Here is a 21818-nt window from a genome sequence, read left to right as displayed (position 1 = left end):
GGATGAAAGAGTGAGGACCCTAGGATGCCATGACTACCATCAACTGTTAACTGCTGTTTTCCAATCAAGGCCCTACATCTGTGGATAAGTTTGTTGGTAGTTCATTTTTAAGTGTTGATCAATTTTTTAATAATCAAAAAAAACACAAATAAAACAAATAAAATACAACAACTTAGACTTATATAGCTCATTTGATCCACGATCCAGCAATGATCGTTAATTGTGGAAAAAGTTAACAGTGCGTTCTTAAATAAGATGAACTGAGAGTAAAAATAGACAAATCTGACGATAAAGGGAGCCATTATGAAGAAAATTGCAGTTATTTTGAGCGGCTCAGGGGTGTTTGACGGTGCCGAAATCCATGAAGCCGTCCTCTCCCTGCTGGCTATCGAACAAGAAGGGGCGAGTTGGCATTGCTTTGCCCCGAATATGGATCAGCACCATGTGATTAACCACCTGACCGGTGAAGAAATGGCGGAAACACGCAATGTGCTGATCGAAGCAGCCCGGATCGCCCGTGGTCAAATCGATGATCTGGCCATGTTGGATCCCAGCCAGTATGACGCTCTACTGCTCCCCGGCGGTTTTGGCGCAGCCAAAAACCTGTCAGACTTTGCCTTCAAGGGTAGTGAGTGCTCCATCCACCCTGAGGTCAAACGGGTCTGCCAGCAATTTGCCGAGGAAGAGAAACCCGCCGGTTACCTTTGCATCGCACCTGCAATGATCCCACTGATCTACGGTCCGGGAGCCAAAGGGACGATAGGTACGGATCCCGATACGTCAAAAGCTTTCAACCAAATGGGCGGTGAACATATCAAATGCCCGGTCGATGATTTCGTCCTGGATCAGAAGCGCCGGCTGCTGACGACCCCTGCGTATATGCTAGCGGGCAGCGTGTCTGAAGCCGCAGAAGGAATCAATAAGCTGGTCAGGGAGTTGGTGAAGATCGCCTAAGGCCGCCGATCAGGCAATCAGCGCTAGATAAAGAAAAAGCGGCACTACTCTCCAGCTAGAAGCCGGAAGTAGCTGCCGCTTAGCAGAAGGGATAGCCGTTTTTAGCCCTACACTAAAAACCCACCCTAGCTAAAGTACACTGGAAGCAATGTGAGCAATGTCGTGCCTTCAATGAGAACCGGTTTAAACCTTTCTCGTTGAGTGCAAGCTAATAATAACCATTCTCATTTAAGATGCAAGCATTTTATTGAGAATTATTGTCATTTAGTTGTTTGACAAAATGCAACCTGAAGTCTTCAATACCGTCTTTCTTTTCTAAGTGCTCGATTTGATAACCATTTCTCAACAATAAGCGCAACATGGCTGGAAACCGATTTCGGGATTTCACTCTCAGCGTCTGGTAACCTTGAGCCAGTACCCATGCCTCCTGGGCCTCGAGCAGGGCCTGTGCCACACCACTACGGCGTCCAGCTGGTGCAACGCCACCCAGCCAGCTGTAAAAACAATCCTCCGACAGCTGATAACCGATCTTGACCCCAGCCAATTCGCCATCTATCTCAGCCACTAAAATCAAAGCCCGGTGGACACGGAGTCTCTGCTTTAGCTCGTCTTCGGTAGCGGGGCGAGCAAACTCGGTGATCGCGGCCAACACCGTTACGGCTTCTTCAATACTGGCCTCACGGATATGCATAATTCCTCCTATATACCAAACTGAATAAGGCCAGCAATGCTGGCCTTAAACTGTGCTTATTATGGTGCGAAACCCTGATAAGGGAAAGCTAGACGCCCAAGGTGCTGCGCGGTTGCTTGTCACTGCTCTGTCGGGCTGGCGGCACGGTCGTCAGCTTGTTAATCAGGTAATTGAGCAACACCCCGTACATAGGCACAAACAACCCAAGGCTGATCAGCAATTTAAAACCATAATCCACCAGAGCGATCTCGACCCAGTTCTCTGCCATGAATGCATCTGGGCTGTTATAAAATGCAATAGCGAAGAAGGCTAAGGTATCGAGGGCATTACCGAACAAGGTCGAGCAACTCGGGGCGACCCACCATTGCTTGGTCTGGCGCAGCCGGTTGAACACCGACACATCCATGATTTGCCCCAGCAGGTAAGCCATAAAGCTAGCAATCGCAATCCGGGCAACGAACAAGTTGAACTCAGCGAGGTGGCCTAGGCCCTGATACTCCCCTTGATAGAAGAGAACCGACAGCACATAGGAAATCACCAGCGCTGGCATCATTACCCTGAGAATAATTTGCCTTGCCATTGCCGCACCGAAAATACGTACCGTCAAGTCAGTCGCAAGAAAGATAAACGGAAAGGTAAAGGCGCCCCATGTGGTATGCAATCCCATGACTGTAAAGGGAAGCTGAACCAAATAGTTACTTGATGCGATGATCAACAGGTGGAAAACCACCAAAAAAGAAAGGGCCTTGCGCTGCTGTACAGGCAAAAATTGAGAAGTCGTCATTGTCAGACCTTTTTGTCATTGGGGGAGAGGGAACCCAAAACACTACCGCCAGCTCTCACACCGCCAGTAGCAACCGAAGGCGGGGATTATACAGCAAACCACCGCTTTGCCTAGAGTATCACCGCTCACCCAACAATCCAGCGAGGAATAACAGTGTTTCTTGTGCTTCACTGTCGAGCCCTTCTAGCCACATCTGGCCACTGTAGTGCTCACCTTTCAGCAGCAAACGGCAGCCTTCAAAGTCCACCAGCCATACATGCAAGTCTGCATTAAGCTCTTTTTCCACAACCGTGATCCCCAGCCCCTGAAGCAACATATCTGCCACTTCGGTAAAGCTATCATAGTCGAACTCAGGCCCGCCGAGCTCTAACAGTCTTGCTGCGGTATCCAACCGTCGACACCAATAGTGCGAACTTATTGCCATAGCGCGTATTCCTTTTAGCAATGCTTAGCTGCAGGAAATTTCCTGTAACCAATTGTTTCTGTGAGTATCAAGCAATAACTAGCCCCTAGCCAAGGGGGGGAGGTTCATGGTTTTATGAAAGTGTTGCTGATTGGGGAGACCCGGTAAGCAATCGGTGAATTTAACATTCTCACCAAATACGCAAGCTGTTTTGTAGCGAACAGATCATGCTGGGGCCAAGCCCCTGTTTGTATCTAATACGCATTTTATACCGGGCGCAAATTGTCCGGTATTTTTTTGCCTGTTTCACACCCACCGACTTAGAAAACGGTTCAGAAACCGACCTCTTCACCTGCAGTCAGGTGATCTTCAATCAGTCCCAAAAAGGCGTTGCCGTATTTTTCCAGCTTGCGGTGGCCAACACCATTGACCGACAGCAGCTCACCCGCCGAAGTCGGCAAACGCTCAGCCATCTCCATCAAACTGGCATCATTGAATACCACGTACGGCGGCAAATCTTCTTCGTCGGCAATGGCCTTGCGTAGCTTACGTAGTTTAGCGAACAGCTTTTTGTCGTACTGGCGGTTGGCCATTTTGTCGCTCTTGGCACTGCGGGCAGCAATATCCAGCCTCGGCACGGCCAGCTCAAGGGGGATTTCCCCGCGCAGTACTTCGCGAGCTTTGGCCGTCAGCTGCAATATCGAACTGCGGACAATGTTCTGGGTCAGGAAACCACGGTGGATCAGCTGGCGTAAAATACTGACCCAAAACTCATGGCTATGCTCGCGGCCAATACCATAAGTACTCAGTTTATCGTGGCCATATTCACGAATACGCTGGTTCTGCATGCCGCGCAGCACTTCCACCACATGGGTAATACCGAAACCTTGGTTAACCCGGTAGACACAGGAAAGTGCCTTTTGCGACACTTCCAAGGCATCAAAATGCTTGGGCGGGTCGAGACACACATCGCAGTTACCGCAAGGTTCTTCCCGCGCTTCACCAAAGTAATTGAGCAACACCTGCCGCCGACAGGTTTGGGCCTCGGCAAAGGCTCCCATGGCATTGAGCTTGTGGCTTTCCACCAACTTCTGGGCACCGTCTTCTTTCTCATCCAGGCAGCGCCGTAGCCAGGCTAAATCTGACGGGTCGTAAAACAGGATCGCTTCAGCCGGTAAGCCGTCTCGGCCTGCCCGTCCGGTTTCCTGATAATAGGATTCAATGTTACGCGGGATATCATAATGAACCACGAAACGGACGTTGGGCTTGTTGATCCCCATGCCGAATGCCACCGTCGCCACCACAATTTGCACATCATCACGCTGGAAAGCTTCCTGTACCCAAGCTCGCTCGTCATGACCCATCCCGGCATGATAGCCAGCAGCACGGATCCCACTCTCATTTAACTTTTCGCTGATCTGCTCCACCCGTTTGCGGCTATTGCAGTAGATAATACCGCACTGGCCGCGCACCCCAGCTAAATAGCGGGTCAGCTGGGCCATCGGCTTGTATTTTTCCTGCAGGGTGTAACGGATATTCGGCCGGTCGAAACTGCCGAGATAGGTATGCTGGGCCTGTAGGGCCAAACGGGCAATGATATCCTGCCGAGTGGTATCATCCGCTGTTGCCGTCAGGGCGATCACTGGTACATCGGGAAATGCCTGACGCATACTGCCAAGAGCGGCGTATTCCGGCCTAAAATCATGCCCCCACTGCGAGATACAGTGCGCTTCATCCACGGCAACCATGCTCAATGGCAAGCTGGCCAGCCGCTCGGAGAAATCACGGCCAAGCAGGCGCTCTGGCGAGACATAAACCAACTTGATCTGGCCTTGTTCCATCGCCTGAAAGGTACCCTGTACTTCTTCCCACGACATGGTGGAATTTATACAGGCGGCAGCCACCCCGTTGGCCTTAAGCTGGTCCACCTGATCTTTCATCAGGGAAATCAAGGGAGACACCACCAGTGTCAACCCATCACGCAACAAGGCCGGAATTTGGTAGCACAGCGACTTGCCGCCACCGGTCGGCATGATCACCAAACAATCCTGCCCGGACACCGCCGCCTCGATAACAGATTGCTGACCCTCGCGGAACTGCTGGTAGCCGAACACATCCTGCAGCACCTGTTCACAGGTCATAGGGCTTTCGGTCTTGCACGGCTGGCTTGCTGGCATAACGTTCTCATTGGCGCGGGTGACCCGACACGGGGCACCTGAAGATGGACAAGGCTGGCTATTCTATACCATTCAGATCGCCGATGGGAGTCACCCCTGGTTCAATTCATTTCCGTAGCCCGAGGCTGAGTTTGCTGATGAAAAAGACAATAGTATTGGGATCGATCACGATTTATACTGCGCCTGCATACACAACTGAATATTTATTTCTCTCCTGCCAGCTCGGCACCAACTTTTCAGGTAATCATGGAAGCGCAAAATACCCGGACCCAGCGCGGCGTCATCCTCGCCCTGTCGGCCTACACCATGTGGGGTGTCGCCCCGATCTATTTCAAGTCCCTCCAGCATGTAAGTGCAATGGAGATCCTCAGCCACCGGGTGATCTGGTCGTTCGTGTTTCTTGCACTGATATTGATGGTTAGCAAGGGATGGGGGCAAGTACGGGCCGTATTAGGTCGACCGAAAGTGGTCATGCTATTACTGGCAACCTCATTGCTGGTCGGAGGAAATTGGCTGATTTTCATCTGGGCAGTCAACAACAACTACATGCTCGATGCCAGCCTGGGGTATTACATCAACCCACTGCTCAATGTCTTGCTCGGGATGCTTTTCCTCGGCGAGCGCCTACGGCCGCTGCAATGGGTTGCTGTAGCACTGGCAGCAACTGGTGTGGCAGTCCAACTGATCCAGTTCGGCTCATTACCGTGGATCGCACTGGCATTAGCTGCTAGCTTCGGCCTCTACGGCCTGCTGCGCAAAAAAGTTAACCTTGATGCGGCCACGGGGCTGTTTATGGAAACCAGCTTGTTGTTGCCTCTGGCGCTCGGCTACGTCTTTCTTTTTGCCACCAGTCCAACATCGGACTGGTCCGTCAACCCGATGACCACTAATCTGCTGCTAATGGCAGCCGGCATCGTCACCACCGTGCCACTATTGTGCTTTACTGGTGCAGCCACCAAGCTCAAGCTCTCAACGCTAGGCTTTTTCCAGTACATCGGCCCGAGCCTGATGTTCCTGTTGGCGATTACTGTCTATGACGAAAAATTTACTGTCGATAAAGGCTATACCTTTGCCTTTATCTGGGCGGCGCTGATCTTATTCAGTTCAGACGGTCTGAGACACCATCGCAATACCCGCAAACAACAAAAGAGCAAGGCTAAGCAAGCATGATCAATGAAATGACCACCCTCGCCACTCTGGTAACTGTCCATATCGTCGCCCTGATGAGTCCGGGGCCCGACTTCGCCTTGGTGGTACAAAATGCCGGCCGCTACGGCCGCCAGACCGGGATTATGATCGCCCTCGGCTTGTCATTGGGGATCCTGCTCCATTCTATCCTCAGCCTGACCGGTGCGAGTTTGCTCATCCACCAGCACCCTATGTTATTTACACTGCTGCAAGCTGCTGGCGGCAGTTACCTGCTGTGGCTTGGGATCGGCGCGCTCAAAGGCACGTGGCAACACTACCAGCAGCGCTATCAGCCAGCAGAACAACAAACAGCCAAACAAGATAAGCAAGTGCTTGCTAACCGTAAACAAGCACTGGCCAAGGGCTTTACCACCAATATCCTCAACCCCAAAGCTCTGGTTTTCTTTATCAGCTTATTATCAACCTTGGTGCCCGCCAGTATGTCTTTGGGTGGCAAAGCGACGGCAATCGGCTTGTTGTGGGGAACCTCGTTTCTGTGGTTTGCCCTGCTGGCCTGGCTATTGACCGGTGCTCGCCTACAACAAAAGCTGCAGCGCTGGACACCATGGATTGATGCCACCTGTGGCGCCTTGTTCACCCTTATCGGTAGCCTGATCCTGATCAGCATTATCGCGTAGTCAACGCGACGACTAGAGTGCCTCACACAGGTTGACCCGCTGCACAAAAAACAGTCAACCGTTAGACACCACCACTTTCCTTACTTAGGCTAGCTACAGCTTAAGTAAGGAGTACTCCCCCATGGAATGGAATCACCGACACCGGGTCGTCCTATTGTCAGCCTGCCTGCTGACCCTGCCGACATCCACCTTTGCCAAAGACAGCCAACAAAGTACGGATCAACTCGCCCCGGAAGCTGCCACCGGACTCACCGAACAGAAAGCAGTGACGGGCAAAGACTGGATGATCGCCTCTGCCAATCCATACGCCAGTGAAGCCGGCGCTGACATTTTACGTCAGGGCGGCAACGCTATCGATGCCATGGTCGCCACCCAGTTGGTACTGGGCCTGACCGAGCCCCAATCCTCCGGTATCGGTGGCGGAGCATTTATGGTGTATTGGGATCAAAAAAAGGCAGCCCTTACCACCTTTGATGGCCGAGAAACGGCACCGTTCGCCGTCACTCCCCTGCTATTTCAGGATAACAAGGGCCAGCCTCTGCAATTCTTCGATGCCGTCGTCGGTGGCCGCTCGGTCGGCACCCCGGGCACCGTCAGACTGATGTGGTATACCCATCAGCGTCACGGTAAATTGGATTGGAAGAAACTGTTCGAACCAGCGATCCAGCTTGCCAAAGACGGCTTCACCGTCAGCCCAAGGTTGGCGTCACTGGTCGAAAAAGACCAAACCCACCTGCAACGCTTCGAGGCAACCAAAGCCTATTTCTTCAATAACGATGGCTCACCGATTCAGGCCGGCCAAACGCTGAAGAACCAGGAATATGCCGATACCTTGCGCCAAATCGCCGAGCGCGGAGCCAGCGCCTTCTACACCGGCGAGATAGCCAAAGATATCGTCAAGGCGGTACGTACGGCACCTGGCAACCCGGGCGTCCTCAGCACCATGGATCTCGCCACTTATCAGGTCAAGGAACGGCCTGCCATCTGCGCCCCTTACCGCCAGTATGAGATCTGCGGCATGGGGCCACCAAGCTCTGGCGCCCTGACGCTGGGTCAGATCATGGGAATGCTCAGCCACTATCCGCTTGCGGAGTTGGGGCCGGACAACCTGACCAGCTGGCGCTTGCTCGGCGATGCCTCCCGCCTCGCCTTTGCCGACCGCGGTCACTATATGGCCGACAGCGATTATGTACCAATGCCCACCAAGGGGTTGCTAGCGGGTGACTACCTCCAACAGCGGGCAGCCTTGCTCAACACGGACAAAACCTTGGCCAAAGCCGAAGCGGGCACCCCGCAGTGGGATCACGCCATGCGCTATGCCATGGATGAATCAATCGAGCTGCCCTCGACCAGTCACTTTTCAATCGTCGATAAGAACCGTAACGTGATTTCCATGACCACCACCATCGAGAACGGGTTTGGCTCCCGGGTAATGGTGCGCGGCTTTTTGCTCAACAACGAGCTGACCGACTTTTCCTTCCGTAGCCATGACAACGGCAAGCCGATTGCCAACCGGGTCGAGCCCGGCAAGCGCCCCCGATCCTCCATGGCACCGACCATCGTGATGCAAAAAGGCAAGCCCTACCTGGCTATCGGCTCACCGGGCGGCAGTCAAATCATTGGTTACGTTGCCAAGACCCTAGTCGCCCACCTCGATTGGGGGCTGGAGCTGCAACAAGCCATCAACCTGCCTAACATGAACAACCGCTTCGGCCCGTTTGAGCTGGAAGCCGGTACCGATGCAGAAAGCTGGGCGCCACAGCTGGAAACCCTCGGCTTCGAGGTACAGGTCAAGGAGCTCAACTCTGGTGTTCAGGCCATCAAGCTCAACAGCAAAAACCTGACCGGTGCTGCCGATCCGCGCCGAGAAGGCAAAGTCATCGCAAAATAAGATCACCGCTGGATACACAGCACCACTGAGTAAACCGGCATAAAAAAACCCGTGGCAGATGCCACGGGTTGTGTTTTCGTCATTTGACTAACATCGAACCAGCGATTGCTCTTTTGAGCGTTTACATCGGCTCAAGCTTGGCATATTGGGTCACCAACCATTTGATGCCCTCACCATTGAAGGCTACCTGTACCCGGCTCTGGGCACCGCTTCCCTCAAAGTTGATGATGGTCCCCTCACCAAATTTCGGGTGCTTGACCCGCTGACCAAGGGTATAACCCGTTTGGTTAAAGTTATCGTTGACCTGGGTCTGGCTGAAACGACCGCTGCTGGCAGGTCGTGACACCTTGGCCTTCATCCGTACTTCTTCGATAAACTCTTCCGGGATCTCGCGGATAAAACGCGACGGTTTATGGAAGTTGTCCTTGCCGTACAAACGACGCATCTCCGCATAGGAAATGTAGAGCTTCTGCATAGCACGGGTCATACCCACGTAGCACAAGCGGCGCTCCTCTTCCAAGCGGCCCACTTCCTCGGTAGTGCGCGAACTCGGGAACATCCCTTCTTCGACGCCAACCATAAATACCACCGGGAATTCCAACCCCTTGGCACTGTGCATGGTCATCAGCTGGACAGCATCATCGAACTCATCAGCCTGACCTTCGCCCGCTTCCAGCGCAGCATGGGACAAGAACGCCGACAACGGGCTCATCTCCTCGGCTTCTTCCGGGATCTCGAACTGGCGGGTTGCGGTGACCAGTTCCTCAAGGTTTTCGATTCGTGCCTGGGCTTTCTCGCCTTTTTCGTGCTCGTACATCGCACGTAGGCCAGAATTACGGATCACCTCATCGGTTTGCTGATACAGCGGCAGCTCGCGGGTATCATCTTCCAGAGCATTGACCAGTTCGATAAAGCGGCGCAGCGAATTGGCTGCACGGCCAGCCAGCACTTGCTCTTCCAGCAAGGCAACACTGGCTTGCCACATGGTCGCTCCGCGGTCACGGGCTGTCATGCGGATTGTTTCCAGTGTGCGATCGCCCAAGCCACGGGTCGGGGTATTCACTACCCGCTCAAACGAGGCATCATCATTACGGTTGGCAATCAGTCGCAAATACGACAGGGAATCTTTGATTTCCTGACGCTCGAAGAAACGCATACCGCCATAAATCCGATACGGCATTCCCGACTGGATCAACGCTTCTTCCAATACCCGCGACTGGGCATTGCTACGATAAAGCATGGCTGCATCGCTCAAGGCTCCGCCCTGATCGCGCAGCTCTTTGATTTTGCCAACCACAAAGCGGGCTTCATCGAGCTCGTTGAAGGCCGAATAAATAGAGATCAGCTCACCTTCAGCACCATCGGTCCACAGATTCTTGCCCATTCGCTCGTTGTTGTTGGCGATCAAGCCATTGGCCGCTTTCAGGATGTTAGCGGTCGAACGGTAGTTTTGCTCAAGGAAGATCGAACTAGCCCCCTTGAAATCATTGAGGAAGCGCTGGATGTTCTCCACCTTGGCGCCACGCCAGCCGTAAATTGACTGGTCATCATCACCCACAATCATCACATTACAGTCCGGACCGGCCATCAGGCGCAACCAGGCAAACTGGATGTTGTTGGTATCCTGGAATTCATCCACCAGAATGTGCTTAAAGCGAGCCTGATAGTGTTCACGGATATGCTTGCTACGCTGCAGCAACTCGAAGGCACGCAATAGCAACTCGGCGAAATCGACCAAACCAGCACGATCACATGCTTCCTGATAGGCAGTATAAAGACGCAGCCAGGTTTGCTCGACCGGGTCATTGAACGAGTCAATGTGCTGCGGACGCAGACCTTCGTCTTTCTTGCCATTGACATACCACACTGCCTGGCGGGCCGGCCACTGCTTCTCGTCAAGATTCTGGGCCTTGATTAAACGGCGCATCAAACGCATCTGATCGTCAGAATCGAGGATATTGAAATCTTCCGGCAAGTTGGCATCCAAATAGTGGGCGCGCAGCATGCGGTGACACAGGCCATGGAAGGTGCCGTTCCACATACCTGCCGACGAACCGTGCATCAACTCATTGATCCGGCCGCGCATCTCAGCGGCTGCCTTGTTGGTAAAGGTTACCGACATGATGGAGTAAGGCGAGGCTTGCTCTATCGTCATCAACCAGGCAATGCGATGGACCAAAACCCGGGTTTTACCACTCCCGGCGCCGGCCAAAACCAGGTGGTTACCCAACGGTGCCGCCACCGCCTCGCGTTGCTTGTCATTTAGGCCATCTAACAGAAGTGAAACGTCCATCGCTCTCTACTGGTTATTTATACAATGGTGATGATTATAACCACAAAGCCCACCGTGATGCGAGAAACCTCCCCTCTGCCACACCACCCAGCCAACAGATGACAAACCCATCAATAAAGCGTGACAAAAATTTCACCTTATCAACCTCTTGCCAGATTGTTTTGTTCTATGCTTGGAACTACACAAAGTTAACGAAAAGTTAAAAAAATTAAGAAAGCATGAAAGTTATTCCTAACTCGCCCTTTCTTATGTACCGAGAGCACCAACAAGGTGTCAGTTAACCCAAAAGGAAACGTTGCATTTTCCTGCAACAGTCAGCGTATTTAAGAGGATTAAACATGAAAAAGACCACCAACATTGCACTCGCGACTGCAGTAACAGGCCTGATTGCACTAGCCGGTACCGCCATGACCACCACCGCCGCGGTCGCTGCTGAGGAAAAAGAAAAGTGCTACGGCGTAGTCAAGGCAGGCAAGAATGACTGTGCCACCAAAACCAGCTCTTGTGCCGGTACCTCAAAAACCGACGGCCAGAAAGATGCATTCGTGATGGTTCCTAAAGGCTTGTGTGATCGTCTTGCTGGCGGCTCAACCAGCTCATCATAACCTTTAATCACCTACCAACTTGATAACACTCAAATGAAGGAATCATTATGAAAAAGTCTAATCTTGCTGTTGCTACTGCGGTTTCTGGTTTACTTGCCCTTGCGGGTACGGCACTAACACCTTCTGTGGCCGTCGCGGCAGAAAAGGAAAAATGCTACGGGGTGGTCAAAGCCGGTAAAAATGACTGTGCGACCAAAACCAGCTCTTGTGCCGGCACCTCGAAAACCGATGGCCAGAAAGATGCTTTCGTCATGGTGCCTAAAGGCCTTTGCGATCGCTTGGCCGGTAGTTCTAAAGAGGCCGAGTAATTGAGCAGGTTGTCTCCTGACAAGATGGTAGGGGTGGGGCTTCGCTCCCCCCACATCCATCAATTTCTCGCCGACAAGCCAGATATCAGCTGGCTGGAAATCCACAGCGAGAATTTTTTTACGCCTCACTCGACGTCCCGCCAGCAACTCAGGGACATTGCCAACCACTACCCGATCAGCTTCCATGGGGTCGGGATGTCTCTCGGCTCTGCCGATGCGCTGGATAAACAGCACCTATCCCGGCTCAAGCAGCTCGTGGATGAAATAGATCCGATTGCGGTATCCGACCACCTCAGCTGGAGTTCGGTTGACGGTCAGTACTTCAATGATCTGTTGCCCCTGCCCTATACCGAGGAGGCACTGGCCCACTTCTGCCACAAGGTTGAACAAGTACAAGACACGCTCGGCCGTCAGCTCTTGGTCGAGAACCCATCCAGTTACCTGAGTTTCAACCACTCCACGATTCCGGAATGGGAATTTCTGCGAGCTGTCCAACAACGCACCGGATGCGGTTTGCTGCTCGACCTCAACAACATCTACGTCAGCAGTTTCAACCACGGCTTCGATTGCCAAACCTATCTGGATGCTATTGACCCTCGCACGGTTAAAGAGATCCACCTGGCGGGCTTTACCGTCAAACAGTTCGAACAAGGCGAAATATGGATAGACACCCACAGCAAACCCGTTAGCGAACCAGTATGGCAACTCTATCGCCAGTGGGTACGCCAGCACTTCACCGCACTTGGCGGGGTGCCAACGCTGATTGAATGGGATCTCGATATTCCTGCGCTCGACGTACTACTTGGGGAAGCCGACAAGGCGCGATACATTATTGCGGAGGAGGCCAATGATGGGATCTCCGCAGCCTAAAAAGCCGCACCAACTACATAAACTACAACAGGATTTCGCCGAAGCGCTGCACTACCGGCCAAGCCCTGCTAATGAAGCCGTTACGACCGGTCAGTTTGCCCCGGAACAACTGATACAAATCTACCGTAACAACTTTATTATCAGTCTGTCGGAAGTGCTGGAAGCCTCCTATCCATGCTGCAAGGCCGTGGTCGGTGACGAGTGTTTCGCCCAACTCGCCCGCCAGCATGTACTGGCCTATCCACTCGGGGAAGGCAATGTGACCGATTACGGCGACGGCTTTGCCGATACAATTTCCGGCCAGCCGTCAGTAATTGAGGCGGTTCCTTATCTAGCCGAACTGGCCCAGTTGGAGTGGCTTGTCGACCGAGCTAGCCAGCATGCTCCGGTCAGTACAGGTTTTCCGTTCGAGCAACTAACACTGATCACCGAGGACAACCTGCCTCAGTTGGTAATGGAAGTTGCTGAGCCTATCTACAGCTTCGATGCCCATTACCCTGTCGCCAGCCTGTGGCAGATGATCACCGATGATCAGGTTGAGCCGATTGATATGAATCAGCCGGAGTCGGTCATTATCCAGCACCGCTCACAAGGCATGCTGGTGATGGCAACAACCACGACGGCGACAGCTTTGTTACACCTGTGCCAGCAAGGTCGTGCATTGGGCGACGCTGACGGTACCATGCTGGCCATTCTAGGCGAGCTGATCCAACAACAACTTTTCACCCGTATCCACGGCTTGCCTGAGGGAGAGTGTGCATGCTGAATTTTCTCAAACAAATCGATATCACGGCCCAGCGGATCACCGAACCTTTGATCCCACTGTTCTTGCTGTTCACCCGGTTTTGGGTAGCATGGGTGTTCTTCAAGTCTGGGATGGTGAAATACAGCAGTTGGGACAGCACCCTGTACCTGTTCGAGTATGAATACCAAGTGCCGCTGATCCCTTGGCAAATCGCCGCCTATATGGGCACAGCAGCAGAACTGATCCTGCCTGCCTTCTTAGCGCTCGGCCTATTCACCCGTCCGATGGCGTTGGCGCTGTTCCTGTTCAACATCATTGCGGTAGTGTCCTACCCACTGCTGTGGGAGAAAGGCTTCTTCGACCACCAGCTATGGGGCATGATGATGCTGGTCAACGTGTTCTGGGGCGCCGGGATGATTTCTGTCGACCATCTCATCAGCAACAAGCCGAAGCAGTCTTTATTGCAGTAAACCTATTTAGGGCGAAACAGATAAAGACAAAAAAGGGACAGCATGCTGTCCCTTTTTTGATCGCTCAAATAATCGGCTATATGTGGGTTCGCCTTACTCAGACACCAAAGCCAACAACTGTGAAAGCTGGCTGATTTCGACGTCCGGTAACCACTTGGCACGCGGCTCGCGGCTCAACACCCGTTGCTGATCGTTGAACCAGCAGGCCTTGAACCCATGTTGCTTAGCGCCACCGACATCAGTCACTAAGTGATCGCCAATATGGAGAATATCGCCTGGAGCAATGCCTAGATCAACCACCGCACAGGCAAACAAATCAGGCTCAGGCTTGGCCAACCCATCACGGCCCGCCATCAGCACCCCATCAAAATACTGCGCGAGTCCGATTTTTTCCGCATCGACATTGCCATTGGTAATCGCCACTAGCGGCAACTGTTGCTTGAGCATCGCCAATACCCGGTGCGTTTCTGCAGGGACATCCACTTGATTTCTGACCTCAAGAACCACCGCGACCCCTTCGCCAGCGGCCTGTTCTGCAGCTGAAAGGGAATAACCCAGCTGCATAAAGCCAATCTTGAGCAATTCAAACCGCCATTGAGTCACATTATGGCGCAGCATGGGATCGGCTTTGGCAAGACGCTTTTTCAATTGCAGCCAACCAGCTACCCCTATCCCTTTCAACCGTGGGTGGTTAACCGCCAACCAATCATGCATTGACTGCTCAGCCCGGCGTATCACCGGTCGGTTATCATAGAGGGTATCGTCAAGATCAAAGGTCAGTGCCTTGGGCGCGGAAAAAGGTCGGTAAAACTGCATCAGCGGCTACTCTCAAAAACACCCCAGCTCAACGCTTGTTGCGTTTGGCTCGGGGATGGGCTTCATCATACACCTGTGCCAGGTGCTGGAAGTCCAAATGGGTATAGATTTGGGTGGTCGAGAGATTAGCATGGCCCAGCAATTCCTGAACCGCCCGCAGATCCCCCGAGGACTCAAGCATATGGGTGGCAAAACTATGGCGCAGTTTGTGCGGGTTGATATGACTCGATACCGCCTGCTTCTGGCCCCATTCCGCCATCCGCTTCTGGACATTGCGGTTAGAAATACGTAGGCCCAGTTTGGACACAAACAACCCCGGCTCGCCAGCCGCAGCCAACTGGCCCCGCACCTTCAGCCAGTGTCCAACCCATTCGCGGGCCAGCCCGGCAAACGGTACAACACGTTCTTTGTCGCCCTTACCGATCACCCGCAAATCGCCTTTGCGCAGGCTGACATCCTTGACATTGAGACTCACCAGCTCCGACAAGCGCAAGCCAGCGCCATACATCAGTTCCATCATCGCCCGATCGCGTATAGACAAGGGATCGTCCTCATCGACGCTGAGCAACTGATCCATCTCATCAACATCCAGATTCTTCGGCAGCGGCCTGGCCTTACGCGGTGCAGACACCCCCTTAGCCGGGTTAGCCTTGAGGACACCTTGCCGGACCAAGTAATCGAAAAAGCTACGTAGTGCTGACAATCGCATCGACAGGCTGCTGGCCTTAAGACCATCTCGCATCCCCTTGGAGGCCAACTGGCGGACCCAACCAGCATCGACGGCCTGCCAGTTATCGACACCCAACGCCACCAGCTGCTCGGCCAACGTTGTCAGCTGCCGCTTGTAGTTTTGTTGGGTATGAAGGCTAAGCTCCCGTTCACTGCGCAGGTATTCGTAAAATCGCTGCAGCGGCTTTTCCAAGCCAGCTGGCAAGCTCACTCAATCACCTCACGGGTATATTCCCAGTGATGGATCAGCTTGGCGAGGACCATGGCCAACTGCTCGACAAACAAGGTGTCCATCTCCGGCTGGAAATGACCGCCATCGACACTGGCAAAGCTCAGTACCCCAAACGGCCTGTCATTGCCAAGCGGCAAGATCAAGAACGACCCCAGCTGCGGCGGCTGGTCAAACAGCAGATCCGCTTCAAGCTTCCGCAACCGACCCAGATAGACCGGGCGCGATGACAGCCGCGAACGGCTGAAGCTCTCGAAGCTGCGGCGGTCAAGGAACAGGTTGTCATCCAGGCTATCAAACAGACGCAGGCTGATGTCAAGATTCAGCTCATCGGCCAGTGTTTCCAGTACACACAATGCCTGGTAGATATTATGAGTCTGGAACAACTGTTGCTGGGCCTTGGCAAAGGTATGGAAAAGTTGGCTGTTGTGGGTCGCCGCCCCAACCAAGCCAGTAATTTTCTCTTCCAACTCACCAACATTGCTACGCAAGCGCTCAAGCTGGATATCAACCAGAGACACTACGCCACGGTCGGCATGGTGGACCTGAATCCGGCTCAACAACTCTGGATGGCGGGCAAAGAAGTCAGGGTTAGCCAACAAAAAGTCCGCTACCTCCTGCTCGTTCAACGAGACGGCATCCTCATCGGGGGCACATACGTCAAGCTGAGATATATCGGTCATAATACAATTTGTCCATCAAACACATGCGTTGCCGCACCTGTCATATACAAAGGCTTGCCCTCTCCCGGCCAGCGGATTTGTAAATCCCCCCCCGGTAGCGACACCTTCACATTGTCGTCCAGCAGCCCCTGCATCCGGCCAATCGCCACCGCGGCACAAGCCCCGCTACCACATGCCTGGGTTTCACCAGCACCACGCTCATAAACCCGCAGCTTCACTTCGTTGCGATTGATCACCTGCATAAAGCCTGCATTCACCCGCTCAGGAAAACGCTCGTGGGATTCAAGGATCGGCCCCAAGGTCTCGACCGCTGCAGTCTCGACATCATCCACCACTGTGACACAGTGTGGGTTGCCCATGCTGACGGCCCCGCAAAATACGGTTTTCTCACCCGCCCGCAGGATATAAGTTTTCTCGCTTTGATTGGCACGAAAAGGAATTTTACCCGGATCGAACTCAGGCACCCCCATATTCACAGAGACCTGGTTGTCGTTCTCCAGCTTGAGTACCATTTTACCGCCTTTGGTGCTGACCGAAATATGGTATTTGTTGGTCAGCCCCTTCATCCAGACAAAACGGGCAAAACAGCGGGCACCATTGCCACACTGCTCCACCTCACTACCATCGGCATTGAAGATCCGGTAATGGAAATCCGTCTCGGGATCATAGGGCGGCTCTACCACCAATAGCTGATCAAACCCAACCCCACGGTTGCGGTCAGCCAAACGCCGGATCGCATCCGGCGAGAAGAACACGTTCTGGGTCACACAGTCGACGACCATAAAATCGTTACCTAGCCCATGCATTTTCGAAAAATTAACCTGCATGTTGTTCCTTCTCGTTATTCTGGCAACAGCTGCTCTGATTGCCACAGCTGCGCGAGTTCTTCGCGTTCACGCACCACGTGGGCCTGGCCGCCATCAACCATGATCTCCGCTGCGCGCACGCGGGTGTTGTAGTTCGACGACATCACAAAACCATAAGCCCCTGCCGAACGTACCGCCAGCAAGTCACCAGTCTCTAGGCACAACTCGCGATCTTTACCGATAAAGTCACCGGTTTCACAGATAGGGCCGACTAGATCATAAGACACCTTCTCACCATTACGCGGGATAACTGGAACGATATCTTGCCACGCTTGATAAAGGGTAGGACGGATCATGTCGTTCATCGCCGCATCGACGATGGCAAAGTTCTTGTATTCGGTAAGCTTGAGGTATTCCACTCGCGTCAACATCACCCCAGCATTGGCAGCAATCGCCCGGCCCGGCTCGAAAATCAGCTCCAAGTCACGGTGGTCGGTCAGGCGCGCCATCAACGCTTTGGCATACTCCGAAGGCTGAGGCGGACGCTCATCGCTGTAGGTAACACCCAAGCCGCCACCCACATCAAGATGATGAATAACAATGCCTTCGGCTTTAAGGGTATCAACCAATGCCAGCAGGCGGTCGGTGGCATCAATGAACGGGTCAATGGCTGTCAACTGCGAGCCGATATGGCAATCCATCCCCGTTACAGCCAGGTGCGGCAGGCGATGGGCCAAACGGTACACTTCTGGCGCTCGCTCAAAGGCAATGCCGAATTTATTGTCACGCAGGCCAGTTGAAATATACGGATGGGTCTGGGCATCGACATCCGGATTAATACGCAATGATACCGGCGCTACCTTGCCCAACTCACCGGCAACCTGATTAAGCCGCTCCAGCTCAGGTTCGGATTCTACATTGAAGCATTTGATGCCAAGTTCCAGGGCCCGCTTCATTTCCGCGGCGGTCTTACCGACCCCAGAGAACACGACCTTGGCCGGATCGCCACCCGCGGCGACTACCCGCTCGAGCTCGCCACCCGAAACGATATCGAAACCGGAACCCAGTCGCGCCAGTACATTAAGCACGCCGATATTGGAGTTTGCCTTTACGGCATAACAAATCAGGTGGGGATGTTCGGCCACCGCTTGGTCAAAAGCATGCCAATGACGTTCGAGCGTCGCACGCGAATAGACATAGAGCGGTGTGCCAAAACGGTCAGCCAAATCGGCCAGTGGAATCTCTTCGGCCCATAGCTGGCCATCTTGCTGATAATTAAAATAATCCAATGTAGTCTCTTCCCTGTCTGAACCGTTTATTGATCGTTCTGTTGCTGCTGCTCGCTGTCGTCAGGCATGTAGAGAGCCCCACTCTGACCACAACCGGTAAGGGCCAGTACGCCCAACACCAAAATTGCTAATAAACCTTTACGCATTTTTGAAAGCCAGTGATTATCATTTCATTGCCCTCTATAATCGCACCCACACTAGGAAAAGCAATAGGACGATCGGGGATGAATGATACAGAATTTCATAAGTTAGCAGATGAAGTGCTGATGAGCATCGAAGAAGGCATCGACGAATCTGGTGTCGACATCGAATACGAGACCACTGGCAACGTATTGACACTGGAATTTGAAAACCGCAGCCAAATTGTGATTAACCGCCAAGAGCCATTACATGAAATCTGGCTGGCATCAAAATCAGGCGGCTATCACTTCAAGTACAAGGATGGCGAGTGGCACTGTACCCGTAGTGGCAACGAACTTATCGCCCTGGTCAAAAAAGAATGCTCACTACACGCCGGTGAAGCTGTCGATTGGTAAGCCTAATTATCAACCTGCCCAAACAAAAAAGCGGGAGCCTAGGCTCCCGCTTTTCTTTGCTTATTTTCAGCGCCTTAGCGCGAAAAGTTGGCATTCATCAACGGCTGAGGAGTTACCTCCGGTCGTCGCGACGGCTGCTGACCGCTCTTGTACGGTAGTACCTGCGGTGCGCCATTCTCGCTATGGACAATGTCGTAAAACTGCGGCAGGTTGAAATTGATAAAATTAGCGCTATAGCTAAAACGATCATGGGCCGAGGTGTAAAAACGGTTCACCCCATGCACCATCTCATCCTTGTCACCGCTACACTGGCGATAAACCTCAATACGGTTGGACTCATCCAGAATATAGATGTTGAACCCTGAATCACAATTTTCGAAGAAAAACTGGATCAAACCTTCGCTGGCATAAGCATCGACAATTTCCGGCGGATGTGGCTCGTCGGTCTTGCCCATCACCAGATTAGCCGAGCCCAGCAGTTTGTTGGTCGAGATACAGCTGTAGAAGTCGACGGAGTTTTCCAGTTTCTGCACCGACACGCCGCGACGCTCAAAGAACAGGCCGTGGGTCTGACGGGCAATACGGATCGCCTTAAAACGGCGACGCTTTTCCTGCTCAACCGGCTTGAGGCGCATCTCGATACACTCGGCCACCAGCTGGTACACCAAGTTGCGGATCAAGCCACGCATGTGCTTGCTGTAACAAAATACGTCCACCGACTCCGGCGGCAACGCATCTTGGTGCATCTTGCCCAATACCGTCTTCAATGCATCCAGCATGGCACTGTCACCGGTGAAGTTCAGGGTACGCACTTCGTTCCACGAGTTGCGGTACACCAAATCGACACTACCGACCAAGCACATTTGGTCTGGGCCATAACTGAAGATATCAGTATTCTTGAAATCAAATTTGACCGAGCGGTTACGCAGCCGGGTGGTAGGGTCGTTCTCCAAATTGACGAACAGGCCAAGCTGGCGAATTTCACACGGGCTCGACAGCGCCTGCAAGCTCGGTTGCGGACGACGGATTGGGAAAGTATTGCGGATATCACTGACCAGCTGGTAAAGCTTGTCGATATCAACCGCTGAGTCGCGTATTACGTTGTGCAGGCAGGTCGATTCAGTCAACAGCCCATTGAAATAGGCCCATGCCACCAACTTGCTGAGGTAGCGGTTATGCTCCAGTGCCGGGCGGCCCATGATAGCCATCGGATCGAGCGACTGCTTGTAGAGGTACCATCCAGCAGTATTAGTTCGCCCGGCCGGTACCTGGATCAGGCTCAAATCCTGCTCATGCAAATCCGGGGACAGCTGCGGGTTGAGTAAGGTCACCTTGCCCGGCAGTACCTCGAATGCCGCATACAGCTTACGGGCCAAAATACTGATATCTTCCGGACTGATTGCCGAGGTAATGTTATTACGGCGGGCAAAACGGATCAGGTTACGGTAGCTGAGCATCAAGGCATCGAGCAGTTCGTTGTGCGCACTCTTGACCTGCTCGACCTTCCAGTCGCGGCGACGATCGAGTTCTACAAGTACCTCTTGCGGCCACTGCCATTCGTCGGTCAGCTCCTGCAACACCTTACGGCGCCACGGTACCGAACCAGACGCAGGCTCGCGGGTCAGCTTTTCATGGGTCTTGAGATAAAAACAACGACGAACCAGATCCAGACGACGGTGATCATTGATACGTTCAAGGTAACGGGTCACCTTCTCCAGCATCAGGTAATAGGCATCCATGCAGAATTCTGTACGGTCAATGGAGAAGAAACGCCGTTTACCGTCAACACTAAGCAGTTGGGTATAAGGATATTCCCAAGAATAAGCTTCAAGCAGGATGGCTTTTAGTACTGACTTATACGGCGAGTCGATACTTTTATAGAGTTGCCACAAGCTGGAACCAAAATATTCCTCGGCCGGAATGCGGGACACACCGCCAAAATCTATCCATTCATCACGATGGATATACCCGCCATTTTCAAGATAGCAGATGTAATCATCGTAACACTCCTCCATTTCCGGCGGCACCATAAACCATAGCAGGCGCTGGCCAGCCAGATTAACGGCTGAACGGTAAAACTCATCAAGTAGCAATAAATGCTGGCTTGAACCACAGTTTTCACCGGTCATCTGCTCAGAGAAGTTTTCACGGAAGCGGTTTTCGTCGATCAGAAAGAAGTTTGCCTCAACTCCTTGGGCCATGGCCCATTCAGAGATCACCGCACACTTGGCATCGAGAGCCTGACGGTTTTCAGCTGGCATGTCGGTCCGGATGCAGACCCAAATATCAAGATCGCTGGTTAGACTCTGCCCCAACGAGGCGGTACTGCCCATCGCATAAAGCCCCTGGATAGGGTGCATATCATTTGCAGGAGTATAAATTGGTGTAGAACTGGCCAAACCACAGTCATCGATCAACTGTTGCTGTTGTTTGGTGGCAGTAAAAGACGCAATCCCCACCGATACTTCCTGATCAAGATAGCCAGGTACCGCCGGGTGATTATAGTGAAGTAAGATAGGCAACAGATTGAAAACCTGTACAGACTGCGGCGTCATGGCGGCACGCGCCCGCTCGAGTCTTAGCTCATTGAGCTTATCTAATCTACCTTTAAGCGTTTCAATATAGTTCTGCAAATTACTCTTCCAAGAGCTACCAGCTTAAGAGCGGCCCAAATCTTGTCATTAAAGCGGTTGAGATGGCTCGAACCAGGAGT

22 protein-coding genes are annotated in these 21818 nt (G+C 52.9%); 10 read left to right on the top strand and 12 right to left on the bottom strand.

From position 1 onward, the window contains the following. Window positions 1-303 precede the first annotated feature (303 nt). A complete protein-coding gene (gene elbB / locus ACVA53_RS20635; RefSeq protein ID WP_255041614.1) occupies window positions 304-954 on the top strand; it encodes an isoprenoid biosynthesis glyoxalase ElbB in 651 nt (216 codons plus the stop codon). Window positions 955-1198: 244 nt separating this feature from the next. On the opposite strand, the gene ACVA53_RS20630 is transcribed toward elbB, so the two are convergent. The 4 genes from ACVA53_RS20630 to recQ all read right to left on the bottom strand — a co-directional run bounded on the left by ACVA53_RS20630 (window position 1199) and on the right by recQ (window position 5009). Then, a complete protein-coding gene (locus tag ACVA53_RS20630) occupies window positions 1199-1645 on the bottom strand; it encodes an N-acetyltransferase family protein (RefSeq protein ID WP_446506134.1) in 447 nt (148 codons plus the stop codon). Window positions 1646-1733: 88 nt separating this feature from the next. Continuing rightward, window positions 1734-2429 (bottom strand): 7-cyano-7-deazaguanine/7-aminomethyl-7-deazaguanine transporter, encoded by a 696-nt coding sequence (locus ACVA53_RS20625; protein ID WP_255041612.1) that lies wholly within the window; start codon window positions 2427-2429, stop codon window positions 1734-1736. Window positions 2430-2547: 118 nt separating this feature from the next. Further along, the gene (locus ACVA53_RS20620; protein WP_446506133.1) at window positions 2548-2853 is read right to left on the bottom strand and encodes a DUF3630 family protein; all 306 of its coding nucleotides are present in this window, start codon (window positions 2851-2853) and stop codon (window positions 2548-2550) included. A gap of 311 nt (window positions 2854-3164) precedes the next feature. Then, a complete protein-coding gene (recQ, locus tag ACVA53_RS20615; protein WP_446506132.1) occupies window positions 3165-5009 on the bottom strand; it encodes an ATP-dependent DNA helicase RecQ in 1845 nt (614 codons plus the stop codon). A 243-nt stretch (window positions 5010-5252) separates the two neighbouring features. Here recQ and rarD point away from each other — a divergent pair, with 243 nt between their 5' ends. The 3 genes from rarD (at window position 5253) to ggt (ending at window position 8726) form a co-directional block, all read left to right on the top strand. Beyond that, entirely contained in the window at window positions 5253-6179 is a 927-nt protein-coding gene (rarD, locus tag ACVA53_RS20610; protein WP_373689548.1) for an EamA family transporter RarD, read from the top strand. Further along, complete coding sequence (locus tag ACVA53_RS20605) at window positions 6179-6835, top strand: LysE family translocator (protein ID WP_255041673.1); 657 nt, start codon at window positions 6179-6181, stop codon at window positions 6833-6835. The genes rarD and ACVA53_RS20605 overlap by 1 nt, the downstream gene beginning before the upstream one ends. Window positions 6836-6956: 121 nt before the next feature. Continuing rightward, complete coding sequence (gene ggt / locus ACVA53_RS20600; protein ID WP_255041603.1) at window positions 6957-8726, top strand: gamma-glutamyltransferase; 1770 nt, start codon at window positions 6957-6959, stop codon at window positions 8724-8726. 121 nt (window positions 8727-8847) lie between these two features. On the opposite strand, the gene uvrD is transcribed toward ggt, so the two are convergent. Next, window positions 8848-11019, bottom strand: coding sequence for a DNA helicase II (gene uvrD / locus ACVA53_RS20595; RefSeq protein WP_446506131.1), 2172 nt, complete (start codon window positions 11017-11019; stop codon window positions 8848-8850). Window positions 11020-11357: 338 nt separating this feature from the next. Here uvrD and ACVA53_RS20590 point away from each other — a divergent pair, with 338 nt between their 5' ends. The 5 genes from ACVA53_RS20590 to ACVA53_RS20570 are packed head-to-tail and all read left to right on the top strand — an operon-like array spanning window position 11358 to window position 14017. Beyond that, window positions 11358-11624, top strand: a complete 267-nt coding sequence (locus tag ACVA53_RS20590) for a BufA1 family periplasmic bufferin-type metallophore (RefSeq protein ID WP_255041601.1) — start codon at window positions 11358-11360, stop codon at window positions 11622-11624. Window positions 11625-11671: 47 nt separating this feature from the next. Next, on the top strand, window positions 11672-11932 hold the full coding sequence (locus tag ACVA53_RS20585; protein WP_255041600.1) for a BufA1 family periplasmic bufferin-type metallophore: 261 nt from the start codon (window positions 11672-11674) through the stop codon (window positions 11930-11932). After that, window positions 11933-12802 carry an MNIO family bufferin maturase gene (gene bufB / locus ACVA53_RS20580; RefSeq protein ID WP_446506130.1) on the top strand — a complete coding sequence of 290 codons (870 nt, stop codon included), beginning with the start codon at window positions 11933-11935 and terminating at the stop codon, window positions 12800-12802. Next, a complete protein-coding gene (locus ACVA53_RS20575; RefSeq protein ID WP_446506129.1) occupies window positions 12780-13568 on the top strand; it encodes an HvfC/BufC family peptide modification chaperone in 789 nt (262 codons plus the stop codon). The genes bufB and ACVA53_RS20575 overlap by 23 nt, the downstream gene beginning before the upstream one ends. Further along, window positions 13562-14017 carry a DoxX family protein gene (locus ACVA53_RS20570; RefSeq protein ID WP_446506128.1) on the top strand — a complete coding sequence of 152 codons (456 nt, stop codon included), beginning with the start codon at window positions 13562-13564 and terminating at the stop codon, window positions 14015-14017. The genes ACVA53_RS20575 and ACVA53_RS20570 overlap by 7 nt, the downstream gene beginning before the upstream one ends. A gap of 93 nt (window positions 14018-14110) precedes the next feature. Here ACVA53_RS20570 and yigB read toward each other — a convergent pair whose 3' ends face one another. The 6 genes from yigB to lptM are packed head-to-tail and all read right to left on the bottom strand — an operon-like array spanning window position 14111 to window position 18715. Continuing rightward, window positions 14111-14833, bottom strand: coding sequence for a 5-amino-6-(5-phospho-D-ribitylamino)uracil phosphatase YigB (gene yigB, locus ACVA53_RS20565; RefSeq protein ID WP_446506127.1), 723 nt, complete (start codon window positions 14831-14833; stop codon window positions 14111-14113). Window positions 14834-14861: 28 nt separating this feature from the next. Further along, window positions 14862-15773 carry a tyrosine recombinase XerC gene (gene xerC / locus ACVA53_RS20560; RefSeq protein ID WP_446506126.1) on the bottom strand — a complete coding sequence of 304 codons (912 nt, stop codon included), beginning with the start codon at window positions 15771-15773 and terminating at the stop codon, window positions 14862-14864. Continuing rightward, the gene (locus ACVA53_RS20555; protein WP_446506125.1) at window positions 15770-16474 is read right to left on the bottom strand and encodes a DUF484 family protein; all 705 of its coding nucleotides are present in this window, start codon (window positions 16472-16474) and stop codon (window positions 15770-15772) included. The genes xerC and ACVA53_RS20555 overlap by 4 nt, the downstream gene beginning before the upstream one ends. Continuing rightward, window positions 16471-17301, bottom strand: a complete 831-nt coding sequence (gene dapF / locus ACVA53_RS20550; protein WP_255041594.1) for a diaminopimelate epimerase — start codon at window positions 17299-17301, stop codon at window positions 16471-16473. The genes ACVA53_RS20555 and dapF overlap by 4 nt, the downstream gene beginning before the upstream one ends. Before the next feature lie 14 nt (window positions 17302-17315). Continuing rightward, complete coding sequence (gene lysA / locus ACVA53_RS20545) at window positions 17316-18569, bottom strand: diaminopimelate decarboxylase (protein WP_446506124.1); 1254 nt, start codon at window positions 18567-18569, stop codon at window positions 17316-17318. A 26-nt stretch (window positions 18570-18595) separates the two neighbouring features. Next, the gene (gene lptM / locus ACVA53_RS20540) at window positions 18596-18715 is read right to left on the bottom strand and encodes an LPS translocon maturation chaperone LptM (protein WP_255041592.1); all 120 of its coding nucleotides are present in this window, start codon (window positions 18713-18715) and stop codon (window positions 18596-18598) included. A gap of 78 nt (window positions 18716-18793) precedes the next feature. Between lptM and cyaY the strand changes: the two genes are divergently transcribed. Next, entirely contained in the window at window positions 18794-19105 is a 312-nt protein-coding gene (gene cyaY, locus ACVA53_RS20535; RefSeq protein ID WP_255041591.1) for an iron donor protein CyaY, read from the top strand. Window positions 19106-19179: 74 nt separating this feature from the next. Here cyaY and ACVA53_RS20530 read toward each other — a convergent pair whose 3' ends face one another. Then, on the bottom strand, window positions 19180-21738 hold the full coding sequence (locus tag ACVA53_RS20530) for a class I adenylate cyclase (protein WP_446506123.1): 2559 nt from the start codon (window positions 21736-21738) through the stop codon (window positions 19180-19182). Window positions 21739-21818: the final 80 nt, after the last annotated feature.

Source organism: Photobacterium sp. DNB23_23_1 (assembly GCF_052873815.1).
This window is presented reverse-complemented; position numbering and strand designations above follow the sequence as displayed.